The sequence below is a fragment of the Streptomyces sp. NPDC003027 genome (assembly GCF_053591435.1).
The window spans coordinates 183,791-196,028 of the sequence record NZ_JBSFTU010000003.1; the positions used below are offsets into that span (position 1 = coordinate 183,791).

Genomic DNA, 12,238 nt, shown 5'->3' on the forward strand with positions numbered 1-12,238 from the left:
GGCATGTACGCGAGGCAGCCCCCGGCCGTCAGGCCTTGAACCCCCGGTGCAGGGCGACGATCCCGCCGGTGAGGTTCCGCCAGGCGACCTTGGACCAGCCGGCCTTCCGGAGCATTCCCGCGAGGGTCGGCTGGTCCGGCCAGGACTGGATGGACTCGGCGAGGTAGACGTACGCGTCCGGGTTGGAGGAGACCGCGCGGGCCACCGAGGGCAGGGCGCGCATCAGGTACTCCTCGTAGACCGTGCGGAACGGCGCCCAGGTCGGGTGCGAGAACTCGCAGATCACCACCCGGCCGCCGGGCTTCGTCACCCGGTACAGCTCGCGCAGCGCCGCCTCGGTGTCCTGGATGTTGCGCAGGCCGAAGGAGATCGTCACCGCGTCGAAGACGTCGTCGCGGAACGGCAGTCGCATGCCGTCGCCGGCGGTGAAGGGCATCCAGGGGTGCCGCTTCTTGCCGACCTGGAGCATGCCGAGGGAGAAGTCGCAGGGCACGACGTACGCCCCGGCCCGGGCGAACGGCTGCGAGGAGGTCGCCGTCCCGGCGGCCAGGTCCAGGATCCGCTGCGCGGGCCGGGCGCCGACCGCCCTGGCGACCTCCTTGCGCCAGCGCCGGTCCTGCCCCAGCGAGAGCACGTCGTTGGTCAGGTCGTAGTTCGCCGCCACGTCGTCGAACATCGAGGCGACTTCGTGCGGCTGCTTGTCCAGGGATGCTCGGGTCACTGGCGTTCGGCCTCGCAGAATCGGGGTACGGGCGGGCGCGCCCATTGTCTCAGGCGGACGGCACGACCCACGTGCGGGGCATGCCGGTGCCGTGTGCGGGCCAGGGGGGCGGGGGAACGGGTGCGGTCAGCGGGCGCGGTAGAGCAGGCGGCCGCCGAGTACGGTCGCGACGCAGGTGGACGCGGTCCGGGTCACGAGGTCGGCCTCGTCCGCGACGTCGAAGACCGCCAGGTCGGCGAGGCCGCCCACGGTCAGCGGGCCGTGCGCGGTGCCGGGCAGGTCGTGCCCCTCGACGAAGGGGTCGAGGTCGGGCCCGTCCCGGACGGGCGGGGCGAGCACGTGCGCCTTCGGCACCTCTCGCAGGCCGGCCCGCGCCACGGCCTGCCGCACCTCCGCCGGCCCGGGTCCGAGGGCGACATGGGTGGTGCCGTGCGCCAGCATCCGCTGGATGCCGCGCCGTACGCTGCCCGCCATCCGGGCCGCGTCGGGTGCGAGCGCGGCGAACGCCGGTCCCGAGAGCGGTGCGGTGCCCAGTTCGTCGGCCTCGCGGGGATCGGGGTGGTACACCCTGGTCAGCAACCACAGGCCGTGCCACTGGCGGAGCCCCGGCGTCAGGACGCCCGGCCAGCGGCGTACCCGCGCGTCCGGGTGGTCCGCCGCCACCTGCTCGTACGGGCCGATCGCGGCGATCTCCGTGCCCCGCACGACGACGGCGCCGCCCGGCACAGGCGCCTGCCCGCCGCCGGGCAGGACCAGGTCCGCCGCGTGGATCGTCAGCACGGGTGCGTCAGTTGGCGTTCAGGAGCTTCAGCTCCGGGTGCGCCGTGCCGCCTTCGAGCGCCGTGGAGGAGATGTGCGAGACGACGCGCTCGTCGACCGGGTCGTTCGCCGGGTCGTCGTGGACGAGGAGGTGCTCGTACGTCGTCGCGCGCTGCGCCGGGACCCGGCCCGCCTTGCGGATCAGGTCGATGATCTCCATGCGGTTCGAGCGGTGCTTGGCACCGGCCGAGGAGACGACGTTCTCCTCCAGCATGATCGAGCCCAGGTCGTCCGCGCCGTAGTGCAGGGACAGCTGGCCGGCCTCCTTGCCGACGGTCAGCCAGGAGCCCTGGATGTGGGCGATGTTGTCCATGAAGAGCCGCGCGACCGCGATCATCCGCAGGTACTCGAAGATCGTCGCCTGCGTACGGCCCTTGAGGTGGTTGTTCTCGGGCTGGTACGTGTACGGGATGAAGGCCCGGAAGCCACCCGTCCGGTCCTGCACGTCGCGGATCATCCGCAGGTGCTCGATCCGCTCGGCGTTCGTCTCGCCGGTGCCCATGAGCATCGTGGACGTGGACTCGACGCCCAGGCCGTGGGCGATCTCCATGATCTCCAGCCACCGCTCGCCGCTCTCCTTGAGCGGGGCGATCGCCTTGCGCGGCCGGGCCGGCAGCAGCTCGGCGCCCGCGCCGGCGAAGGAGTCGAGGCCGGCCGCGTGGATGCGCTGGATGGCCTCCTCGACCGACACCTTGGAGATCCGGGCCATGTGCTCGACCTCGGACGCGCCGAGGGAGTGGATGACCAGCTCCGGGAACTCCTTCTTGATGGCGGAGAAGTGCTGCTCGTAGTACTCGACGCCGTAGTCCGGGTGGTGCCCGCCCTGGAACATGATCTGCGTGCCGCCGAGCTCCACGGTCTCCGCGCAGCGGCGCAGGATGTCGTCGAGGTCGCGGGTCCAGCCCTTGGCGGTGTCCTTCGGCGGGGCGTAGAACGCGCAGAACTTGCACGCGGTGACGCACACGTTGGTGTAGTTGATGTTCCGCTCGATGATGTACGTCGCGATGTGCTCCGTACCTGCGTACCGGCGGCGGCGTACGGCGTCGGCGGCCGAGCCGAGCGCGTGCAGCGGCGCCGAGCGGTAGAGGTCGAGCGCCTCCTCGGGGGTGATCCGGCCACCCTCGGCGGCGCGGTCGAGGACGGACTGAAGGTCGGCCTTCTCGGTCACCGGGTGAGTCCCTTCGGAGGGTCGCTGGACGGACCGAACCAGCGTACGCCAGCGTTTCTCAGGACTTCCGCAGGGTGCCGGTCGGGCGGCCGGCGGCCTCCTCGTGGGAGCGGTAGGCGAGCGTGCCGTCGGCGGTGAGGGTGAGGGTGAACGTGGAGGTGCCGCCGGTGCAGAGGCCGGCGGTGCCGGGGCGGTCGGGGTCGGTGCGGTCGGCGATGCGGAGTTCGCGGGCGGTGGCGGAGGTGAGCCTGCCGATGCCGTGGCACTTCACGGTGGTGCCGAGCACGCTGATGACGTGGCTGGTGCGGACGACGTCCTCGCCGGTCCTGCCCTTGCCGATGACGGCGGTGAAGTCGCCGTGCGGGGAGCCGTTGCGCTCGGTGGTGGGGCCGGTCCAGGTCCCGAGGAAGGCGGGGGGCACGGAGCCGGCGGGAGCGGTGGCGGCGGGCGGGCTCGCGCTGGGCGTCCTCCCGGTCCTGTCGGCGCTGGTGTCGCTGCGGCCGCCGGGCATCAGGTCGAAGAGGTACCCGGCGCCCAGGGTGACGCCGACGAGCGCGGCGGTGACGGTGAGGGCGGCGGTGCACCCGACCCGCCGCCCGGCGGCGAAGGAGAAGGAGAGCTTCCGCCCGGTGTCGGGGGTACGCACGTCAGCGGGCCGGGCGGAGCCACCGGGCGCGGTGGCCGTCGCCGCCGGGCCGGTGGTGGGCAGGTCCCGCGGGGTGGGGGGCGCGCTCGGGAGCCCGGGGCCGGCGGCGGGCCAGAGGCCGGGTGCCGGCTCCATCGGCGGCCCGAAGCCCGCCGCGGGCGCCACGGAAGGCGCGGTGAACGGCACCGGTCCCGAGGCGTACGGATCGTCCGCGCGGGGGCCGGCCGCGTCGGGGGACGGCGACGCGACGCCAGGCCGCCCGGAGCGCGAAAGGACCCCGTCCGGAGACGGCGCCGCCACCCCCCGGCCCGAGAGCTCCCCTTCGGCAGACGGCCCGTCCGCGTCCAGTTCCAGGAGGCGGACGGCCGTGCGGCTGACCTCCTCCAAGAGCGGTCCGGGCAGCCAGCCGGTCGTCACGAGGGACGCCGCGCCCCTCGGGGCCAGGCGGGTCGCGACGGCTGCCGGGGTCGGGCGGGAGGCGGGGTCCTTGGACAGGCAGCCCGCCACCAGCTGCCGCAGCTCCCCCAACGCGCCCAGCTCCGGCTCCTCGTGGACGACCTTGTAGAGGAGCGCGGCCGAGGTGTCGCCGCGGAAGGGCGGGGTGCCGGTCGCCGCGTACGCGAGGACCGCGCCGAGCGAGAAGACGTCGGCGGCGGCCGTGGCCTCCCGGCCGAGGACCTGCTCGGGCGCCATGTAGCCGGGTGAGCCGATGGAGGCGCCGGTCGCGGTGAGGGACGCCGTCCCCTCGATGGCGCGCGCGATGCCGAAGTCGATGAGCCGGGGACCGTCGAGGGTGAGCAGCACGTTCGACGGCTTCACGTCACGGTGGACGAGCCCCAGGGCGTGGACGCCCGCCAGCGCCTCGGCGAGTCCGGCGCCCAGGGCGCGTACCGCCGTCTCCGGCAGCGGGCCGACCCGGGCCACGGCCCGGTCGAGGGTCGGGCCGGCGACGTATCCGGTCGCCACCCACGGCACGGCCGCCTCCGGGTCGGCGTCCAGGACGGGCGCGGTCCACCGCCCGCCGACCCTCCGCGCGGCCTCGACCTCGCGCCGGAACCGGGCCCTGAACTGCTCGTCGAGCGCGAAGTGCGGGTGGACGATCTTCACGGCCACGGTCCGGCCGCCCTCGTTGCGGGCCAGGTAGACGCGCCCCATGCCGCCGGACCCGAGTCTGCCGAGGATGCGGTAGCCGCCGATGGTCCTCGGTTCCCCTGCTTCGAGCGGCTGCATGTCTCCCCTTCTAGCAGCGCGGAGCGCTTCGTGGGCCGGATCACGACGATTCGGAACGGTACCGAGTCAACCGATCCCCTCTCCCGCCCCTCCTTCCTTCCGTAATCACCCGTCGTGTCCCGAAGCACCCGGAGCCCCACCATGAAACGCCTGCCGACGCGTCCGCCGAAGCGCCTGCCCAGGTTCGCCGCCGCCGCCCTCGCCCTCGGTTCCGCGGCCGCTCTGGTCACCGGCTGTTCCGACGAGGGCGCGCCGCTCACCTTCGACACCCCGAGGGCCACGGCCACGGCCACGGCCGAAAAGCCGGAGCGGACCCCGCGGCAGACCCGGCGCGCGAGCGGCCCCGAAACGCTTCTCCCCACCGGTCCGGCGGCGAGTTTCACCACCGCCAACACCCTTGAGGACGGCACCAAGATCGGTGTCACCACGCTCCCGGGCGCGAAGTCCGGGTTCACCGGCAAGGTGTGGGTGTGGGCGCCGAAGCAGTATTTCGACCCGAAGTACGCCGACAGCGGCTTCCCGGTGCTCATCGCCCTGCCGGGCGGAAAGGGCTATCCGACGAATTACTGGATGGGCACGGACCTCAAACTCCAGTCGAGCATCAGCCGGTGGTCGCAGGAGGGGAAGAGCCTTCCGTTCATCGTCGTGATGCCCGTTCTCAATCCGGACGACAAGTACTACTACGACGGCAGTGATATCCCGGGCCGGCCGAGGATCGGCACCTGGCTGACCGAGGACGTGCCGGATTTCGTGCGCGCCAATTTCCGTACGTTCACGTCCCGTGACGGCTGGGCCTTCATGGGATCGTCCTCGGGCGGCTTCGTCGGGCTGAAGTCCGTCCTCCAGCATCCGGACAGGTTCAAGGCCGTGATCGCGTCCGGGCCGGACACCGTCCCCGACTCGCCGCTGTGGGCCGGGCACGAGGCCGAGCGGCAGGCGAACAACCCGGAGAAGCTCGCCAAGGCGCTCGGCACGAAGCCGGACACCAAGGACAACGCGACGTATCTGGCGTTCCAGATCGGCACCAAGGAATCCGGCATGGCCCGGCTCAAGGCGTTCATGAAGAACTACACCAAGGGCCCGGTGAAGACCCGCCTCCAGGTCATCCAGGGCGGCGGGCACAACGCCAAGACGTATATGCAGGGCATGGAGGAAGGCTCGATCGCCTGGATCAGCCAGCACATGCAGGGGCCGGTCCCCGCACCGTAGGGGCAGCCGGCGGGGGCGGACTCCCTAGCGGAGGGAGCCGAGCAGCTCCACCCGTACGTCCGCCGGGAAGCCGGTCGTCGGGCCGGTCCGGCGGGCGAACGCGCGGACGCCCGCCAGCTGCTCCGGCCCGAAGCGGAAGTCCAGCGTCCGGAAGTACCGCTCCAGAAGCTCCGCGTCGAAGGACTCCCAGCGGGCCGCCTGCTCGGCGACCTTCGCGACCTCGACCAGCGACAGATCACGCGAGGCGAGGAAGGCCTCGTGCACCTCGCGGACCGTCTCCGGCTCCCGGGCGAGATAGTCCTTGCGCACCGCCCACACCGCGAAGACGAACGGAAGGCCCGTCCACTCCTTCCACATCAGCCCCAGGTCGTGGACCTGGAGGCCGAGCCGGGGGGCGTCGTGCAGCGAGGCCCGCAGGGCGGCGTCGCCGATCAGGACGGCGGCGTCCGCCTCCTGCATCATCAGCCCCAGGTCGGGCGGGCACGTGTAGTAGTCGGGCTCGACGCCGTACCGCTCGGCGAGCAGCAGCTGCGCCAGGCGTACGGAGGTGCGGGAGGTGGAACCGAGCGCGACCCGCGCCCCGTCCAGGTGCTCCAGCGGACGCTGGGAGACGATCACGCAGGACATCACCGGACCGTCGCACCCCACGGCGATGTCCGGCAGCGCGACGAGATCGTCCGCGTTGCGGAGGTACTCGACGAGAGTGACGGGGCCGATGTCGAGATCGCCGCGCACCAGCCGCTCGCTGAGCTTCTCGGGGGTGTCCTTGGTCAGGTCCAGGTCGAGAAGCGTTCCCGTGCGGGCCAGGCCCCAGTAGAGGGGCAGGCAGTTCAGGAACTGGATGTGTCCGACGCGGGGCCGGCTGCGCTGGTGGTCGTCGTTCGCATTGTCCACAACGCGAGGCTAGCCCCGTCTCGTACGGTGGACATCGCCGGGGGCCGGGCCTCGGCCCGTCAGCACCTGGCGAGCCTTTCAAACATGCGAGTGACGTGATCTTTACCTCTAGTGCGTGACGCACCCTGCGTGCTACGCTCCTCGCAAGTTGCAGTTTGGTTTCCCTTGCAGTACAGAGCCTGCGGAGCATGTGACCCGCAGGCTTTTGTAGTTTTCAGACTTCTTTGCAGGTTCTGGAGCAGGGCAACCCTTTGGCCCAAGGAGGGCTTATGGCTACCGGAACCGTCAAGTGGTTCAACGCTGAAAAGGGCTTCGGCTTCATCGCCCAGGACGGCGGCGGCCCGGATGTCTTCGTCCACTACTCCGCGATCAACGCGTCTGGTTTCCGCTCTCTTGAGGAGAACCAGCAGGTGAACTTCGACGTCACGCAGGGTCCGAAGGGCCCGCAGGCGGAGAACGTCACCCCGGCCTAGTTGCCCGGGTCGGCGATCGCGCACGGCTAGAGAAGTACCCAAGGAGTCCCGCTCCGCGCCTTCGGGCACGAGCGGGGCTCCTGCCTTTTACGCTGGACGCATGACCGAACGCAAACCGCCCGGCGTCAGCTTCGAGTCATTCGTGGACAAGCAGATCCGCGAGGCCGAGGAACGAGGCGAGTTCCAGCGGCTGGCCGGCTTCGGACGGCCCCTCGACGACGACCGCGCTCCTTATGACGAGCTGTGGTGGATCAAGGGAAAGCTGCACCGCGAGGGCGCGTCCGTCCTGCCGCCCTCGCTCGCCCTCCGCAAGGAGGCCGAGGACGCGGCGGAGGCGATCGGCCGGGCCGTCTCGGAACCCCAGGTCCGCCGCATCCTCACCGAAATCAACAAGAAGATCACCGAGGCGCTGAAGCGCCCGCCGGCGGGGCCGCCGCTGCACCTCAAGCCGTTCGACGTCGAGGCCACGGTCGAGGAGTGGCGGACGGGACGCCAGAACCCCGGCCGGTAAGCGGTGACCGGTGGGACCGCCGAGCGCGGCGACGCTGGCAGTGGTCCGGATCGCGGGTTGTTCGCACGTCGTGCGAGCGGCCCGCAAGATCTCGTTCATGACGACAACCAGCGACACTCGATTCCTTCTCGGCGGCGATCTTCCGGTGACCCGGATGGGCTTCGGCGCCATGCGGCTCCCGGCCCGGGGATGGGAAGGCCCCGCGAACGACCCGGAGACGGCGGTGAAGGTGCTGCGGCGCGCCGTCGATCTCGGCGTGAACCACATCGACACCGCGTGGTTCTACTTCCACGAGGACATCGCCGCCAACGACCTGATCCGCAAGGCGCTCCACCCCTACGCCGACGACCTGGTGATCGCGGCCAAGGTCGGCCCGGGGCGGAACCCGGACGGCAGCTGGATGGAGCCGGCCGACCCGCGCAGGCTCCGGGAGGACGTCCACCGCTCGCTGCGCGAACTCGGCCGGGACCATCTGGACCTGGTCCATCTGCGGCTGCTGCCGTCCCAGCTGGCCGGGAATCCGATGGCCGAGCTGTTCGGCGCGCTCGCCGAGCTGCGCGAGCAGGGGCTGATACGGCACCTCGGCATCAGCAACGTGACCACCGCCCATCTCGACGAGGCGCTGCGGATCGCCCCGGTCGCCGCCGTGCAGAACATGTACGCGGTCACCCACCGCCCCGAGCCGGCGGTCCTCGACGTGTGCACCGAGCGGGGGATCGCCTATGTGCCGTTCTTCTCCCTCGACCCGCTCGGCCGCCCGGAGCCCGTCGACACCCTCGCCCGGATCGCCGCACGGCACGACGCCTCCACCGCCCAGGTGAAACTGGCCTGGCTCCTGGCCCAGTCCCCGGCCGTTCTGCCCATCCCCGGCACCTCATCGGTGGCCCACTTGGAGGAGAACATCGCGGCGGCCGGCCTCCGCCTCGACGACGAGGCCCTGGCCGAGCTGAACGCGCTGACGGATGAGCCGATCGACGAGGAGTGACCGACATGAAGAGTGCCGACCTGCTGCTGGATCTGTTCGGACGCGTCCAGGACGCGGTGCACGGGGCCGTCGAGGGCCTGTCGGAGGAGGAACTCGCGGTCCGGGTCGACGAGGAGGCCAACTCGATCGCCTGGCTCGTCTGGCACCTGACCCGCATCCAGGACGACCACATCGCCGGGGCCTTCGGCACGGAGCAGCTGTGGACCGCCGACGACTGGTCGTCCCGCTTCGGCCTCCCGTTCCCGAAGAACGCGACCGGCTACGGCCACTCCAGCAAGCAGGTCGGCCAGGTCCGCGCCCCGGCGGAGCTGCTGCTCGGCTACTACGACGCCGTGCACGAGCGCTCCCTCGAACACCTCGCCTCGGTGACCAACACGGACCTGGACCGGATCGTCGATGACTCCTGGGACCCGCCGGTCACCCTGGGCGTCCGCCTGGTGAGCGTGATCGCGGAGGAGAACCAGCACGCGGGGCAGGCGGCGTACGTGCGGGGGCTGGTGGAGCGGCGGTAGCTCCGGGGGCCCGGTGACGGTCAGACCGACCTGTCCCGGCCGGCCCGCTCGGCATCGTGCCGGGCGGGCCGGGGAGGGGAGAGCGGGAGCGTGGCCCAGACCGTCTTGCCGACGCAGCGGGACTTGACGCCCCACGCGGTGGCGAGGGCCGAGACCAGCAGCAGTCCGTAGCCGCCCTCGTCCGGTACGGAGACGGGCTCGGGCTCCCGCTCGCCCCGGGCGTCGGAGACCTCGACGCGGAGGTGGCCGGCGGACAGGACCAGGCGCACCTCGAAGTCGCGGCCCGGGACGCGCCCGTGGGTGACCGCGTTGTTGGCCAGCTCGGCGACGACCAGTTCGGCCGCCTCGGTGGCGGTCACGCCCCAGTCGTGGAGCTGTCGCACGGCGAGGAGACGGGCGAGGCGGGCGCCACGGCGGGTGGCCGAGAGGCGCTGCGCGAACTCACCGGTTGGAGTGGAGATTTCGGACTTCATGGGGTCGAGCCTGGCGTCCCGGCCGTACGCTGACCAGCGACGACGGCACGACGCTGAGTAGTGGTACGAGCACGCCCAGAAGGCGGTACGGATGTCGGGGAACCGGGAGGAACGGCCGGAACGGCCGTCCGAAGTCGACGGAACGGCGCATCTGTTCAGTGCGCTCGGAAAGATCATCAAGGTCCTGCGCAGGAACGCGGGCCTGAGCCAGGCGGAGCTGGCGGAGGCCACGCACTGTAGCGAGGACCTGGTCTCGTCGGTGGAGCGAGGGGTACGGACGCCTCAACCTGACTTCCTGCTGCGGGCGGACCGGGCGCTGGGGGCGGGGGGCGTGCTGGCGGCGGCGGTGGACGACGTACGGGAGGCACTGGCGCGGGCGCGGACGCGGCACCCGGACTGGTTCCGGGACTTCGCGAAGGCGGAGGCGGAGGCGGTGGCGTTGCACTATTACGAGGTGCAGGCGGTGCCCGGCATTCTGCAGACCCCCGCCTATGCAGAGGCCGTGTTCCGCTACCGCCGTCCGCTGTACGACGAGGAGACGATCGAAAAGCGCCTGGCCGACCGACTCGCCCGCCAGGCCATCTTCGAGAAGTGGCCGGCCCCGACGTTGAGCTTCGTCATCGAGGAGGCGGTGCTGCGCCGCCCACTGGGCGGCCGGGATGCCTTCCGTGAGCAGCTGCGCCGCCTCATCGAGGTCGGCAGGCTGCGGACCGCACACCTCCAAATCATGCCCGCCGACCGTCAGGAACACCCGGGCCTGGAAGGCGCGTTCACCCTTCTCACACCCCGGGGGCGGCGAGAGGTCGCGTACACCGAGAGCTACAGTCACGCCCGGCTGATCACCGACCCGGAAGAAGTGCGCATGTACACCGAGCGCTATGGGATTATCCGCGCACAAGCACTCACGCCCCACGAGTCGCTGGACTTGATCGAGAAGATGCTGGGAGAGCTATGAGCACGACGGAACTGGCCTGGTTCAAGAGCAGCTACAGCGGCGGCGAAGGCGGCAACTGCATCGAAGTGGCCTACCACTGGCGCAAGTCCAGTTACAGCAGCGCCGAAGGCGGCAACTGCGTCGAGGTCGCCGCCCACCCCACCACCGTCCACGTCCGCGACTCCAAGAACCCCCACGGCCCCCAGCTCGCCGTCGCCCCCTCCGCCTGGGCGGCGTTCGTGGCCGTGGCGTCCGCTGCGTGACCGCACGAGAGGCGGCCTACGGGGTGGCGACCGCGCCGTCGTAGACGTTGCCCGGCGTGGCGACCGCCGTGATCGCCCGAGCCAGGAGCGTGGACGGTTCCTGGCCCTGGCTCTCGGCGTCCGTGTTGATCATGATGACGAGGGTGGCCTTCTGCGCGGGCAGGTAGACGGTGACGGTCTCGTAGCCCGGGATCGAGCCGTTGTGCCCGAGCCATCCGTTGGTCTGGAAGATGCCGAGGCCGTAGGTGGTGCCGGGGGCACCGGTCGGCAGCGTCTTGAGCCGCTCTGCCTGGGTCTCGGGGTTGAGCAGCTCCCCGGTGGCGAGGATCTTGGCCCAGCGGTGGAGGTCGTGCAGGTTGGAGATCATCGCCCCGGCCGCCGACGCCCAACTCGGGTTCCAGTCCGTGGCGTCCGCGACCGCACCGCTCTTGGTCCGGTCGGTGTAGCCGCGCACGCGCGGTTCGGGGAACTCGGCGCCCTCGGGGAAGAGCGTGTGGCGCAGTTGGGCCGGGCCGAGCACCCGCTTGCCGATGAAGTCGGCGAGCTTGGTCCCGCTGGCCTTCTCGATCACCAGGCCGAGCAGGACGAGGTTGGAGTCGGAGTACTGGAACCGCTTGCCGCTTGCGAAGGTGTTCGGGTGCTTGAAGCCGTACGCGAGCGATTCCCACGGGGTGAAGGTGCGCCGGGGGTCGCTCAGCAGGTCGCGGAGGAAGTCCGGGTCGGAGGTGTACGGGAACAGTCCGCTGCGCATTTCGGCGAGGTGGCGGAGCGTGATCCGGTGGCCGTTCGGCACGCCGAGGATGTACTTCGAGATCGGGTCGTCCAGCCGGACGCGGCGCTCGTCCACGAGCTTGAGGAGCGCGGTGACCGTGAAGGTCTTGGTCTCGCTGCCGATCCGGACGAAGGTGTCGGCGAACATCGGCTTGCGGGTGGCGGTGTCGGCGACGCCGGACGCGCGGACGTAGCACCCCTTGTTCGGCATCCAGAGCCCGACGACCGCGCCGGGGATCTTCGCCTTCCGGCGGACGTCCTCGATCGTCCTGTCCAGCCGGGCCATCAGCTCGGCGCTGAACCCGTCCCGGTGGCAGTCGTCGTGGTCGTACCAGTCGGCGGTCGTGGCGGGCGGGGGTGTGGCGGCGAGCGGCGTGGGTGGCGCGGTCGTGGCGGTCGGAGGCGTCGCGGCGGGCGAGGTGGGTGGGGCCGTCGTGGGTGTCGTGGCGGTCGGCGCGGGCGGAGCGGGCGCGGCGTGGACGGTCGTGGCGGGGGCCGCCGTCATCGGCGTCAGCGCGGCCGCCGCGAGCAGTGCTGCGGCGAACAGGCGGCTGTGGGGGCTACGTCGTCGCACGGCGGGGTTGCCTTTCCAGGTCACGGGCTCGGAGGCGGCATGACCACCGGTACCC

Annotated in this window: 14 protein-coding genes; 7 read left to right on the forward strand and 7 right to left on the reverse strand. The window is 71.4% G+C overall.

Features of this window, described 5'->3' with window-relative positions:
* Positions 1 to 28: 28 nt before the first annotated feature.
* The 4 genes from ACWDX6_RS04140 to ACWDX6_RS04155 all read right to left on the reverse strand — a co-directional run bounded on the left by ACWDX6_RS04140 (position 29) and on the right by ACWDX6_RS04155 (position 4,584).
* Positions 29 to 721 (reverse strand): demethylmenaquinone methyltransferase, encoded by a 693-nt coding sequence (locus tag ACWDX6_RS04140; protein WP_451483372.1) that lies wholly within the window; start codon positions 719 to 721, stop codon positions 29 to 31.
* Between the two features lie 126 nt (positions 722 to 847).
* Positions 848 to 1,501, reverse strand: a complete 654-nt coding sequence (locus ACWDX6_RS04145) for an imidazolonepropionase-like domain-containing protein (protein WP_451483373.1) — start codon at positions 1,499 to 1,501, stop codon at positions 848 to 850.
* Between the two features lie 7 nt (positions 1,502 to 1,508).
* Positions 1,509 to 2,708 carry a cyclic dehypoxanthinyl futalosine synthase gene (mqnC, locus tag ACWDX6_RS04150; protein ID WP_403287793.1) on the reverse strand — a complete coding sequence of 400 codons (1,200 nt, stop codon included), beginning with the start codon at positions 2,706 to 2,708 and terminating at the stop codon, positions 1,509 to 1,511.
* Between the two features lie 58 nt (positions 2,709 to 2,766).
* Complete coding sequence (locus tag ACWDX6_RS04155; protein WP_451483374.1) at positions 2,767 to 4,584, reverse strand: protein kinase domain-containing protein; 1,818 nt, start codon at positions 4,582 to 4,584, stop codon at positions 2,767 to 2,769.
* 141 nt (positions 4,585 to 4,725) lie between these two features.
* On the opposite strand from ACWDX6_RS04155, the gene ACWDX6_RS04160 reads away from it, so the two are divergent.
* Entirely contained in the window at positions 4,726 to 5,793 is a 1,068-nt protein-coding gene (locus ACWDX6_RS04160) for an alpha/beta hydrolase (protein ID WP_451483375.1), read from the forward strand.
* A gap of 24 nt (positions 5,794 to 5,817) precedes the next feature.
* Here ACWDX6_RS04160 and ACWDX6_RS04165 read toward each other — a convergent pair whose 3' ends face one another.
* Positions 5,818 to 6,687, reverse strand: coding sequence for a menaquinone biosynthetic enzyme MqnA/MqnD family protein (locus tag ACWDX6_RS04165; protein ID WP_451483376.1), 870 nt, complete (start codon positions 6,685 to 6,687; stop codon positions 5,818 to 5,820).
* Positions 6,688 to 6,956: 269 nt separating this feature from the next.
* On the opposite strand from ACWDX6_RS04165, the gene ACWDX6_RS04170 reads away from it, so the two are divergent.
* The 4 genes from ACWDX6_RS04170 to ACWDX6_RS04185 all read left to right on the forward strand — a co-directional run bounded on the left by ACWDX6_RS04170 (position 6,957) and on the right by ACWDX6_RS04185 (position 9,168).
* On the forward strand, positions 6,957 to 7,160 hold the full coding sequence (locus ACWDX6_RS04170; protein WP_007265804.1) for a cold-shock protein: 204 nt from the start codon (positions 6,957 to 6,959) through the stop codon (positions 7,158 to 7,160).
* Between the two features lie 100 nt (positions 7,161 to 7,260).
* Entirely contained in the window at positions 7,261 to 7,671 is a 411-nt protein-coding gene (locus tag ACWDX6_RS04175) for a DnaJ family domain-containing protein (protein ID WP_451483377.1), read from the forward strand.
* Positions 7,672 to 7,768: 97 nt separating this feature from the next.
* Positions 7,769 to 8,656 (forward strand): oxidoreductase, encoded by an 888-nt coding sequence (locus ACWDX6_RS04180; protein WP_451483378.1) that lies wholly within the window; start codon positions 7,769 to 7,771, stop codon positions 8,654 to 8,656.
* Between the two features lie 5 nt (positions 8,657 to 8,661).
* The gene (locus tag ACWDX6_RS04185) at positions 8,662 to 9,168 is read left to right on the forward strand and encodes a mycothiol transferase (RefSeq protein ID WP_451483379.1); all 507 of its coding nucleotides are present in this window, start codon (positions 8,662 to 8,664) and stop codon (positions 9,166 to 9,168) included.
* Positions 9,169 to 9,188: 20 nt separating this feature from the next.
* On the opposite strand, the gene ACWDX6_RS04190 is transcribed toward ACWDX6_RS04185, so the two are convergent.
* Positions 9,189 to 9,641 (reverse strand): ATP-binding protein, encoded by a 453-nt coding sequence (locus tag ACWDX6_RS04190; protein ID WP_451483380.1) that lies wholly within the window; start codon positions 9,639 to 9,641, stop codon positions 9,189 to 9,191.
* 91 nt (positions 9,642 to 9,732) lie between these two features.
* Between ACWDX6_RS04190 and ACWDX6_RS04195 the strand changes: the two genes are divergently transcribed.
* Complete coding sequence (locus ACWDX6_RS04195; protein WP_451483381.1) at positions 9,733 to 10,596, forward strand: helix-turn-helix domain-containing protein; 864 nt, start codon at positions 9,733 to 9,735, stop codon at positions 10,594 to 10,596.
* Positions 10,593 to 10,838 (forward strand): DUF397 domain-containing protein, encoded by a 246-nt coding sequence (locus tag ACWDX6_RS04200; protein WP_451483382.1) that lies wholly within the window; start codon positions 10,593 to 10,595, stop codon positions 10,836 to 10,838. The genes ACWDX6_RS04195 and ACWDX6_RS04200 overlap by 4 nt, the downstream gene beginning before the upstream one ends.
* 16 nt (positions 10,839 to 10,854) lie before the next feature.
* Here the strand turns inward: ACWDX6_RS04200 and ACWDX6_RS04205 are convergent, their stop codons facing one another.
* The gene (locus ACWDX6_RS04205) at positions 10,855 to 12,183 is read right to left on the reverse strand and encodes a serine hydrolase domain-containing protein (RefSeq protein WP_451483383.1); all 1,329 of its coding nucleotides are present in this window, start codon (positions 12,181 to 12,183) and stop codon (positions 10,855 to 10,857) included.
* Between the last annotated feature and the right edge of the window lie 55 nt (positions 12,184 to 12,238).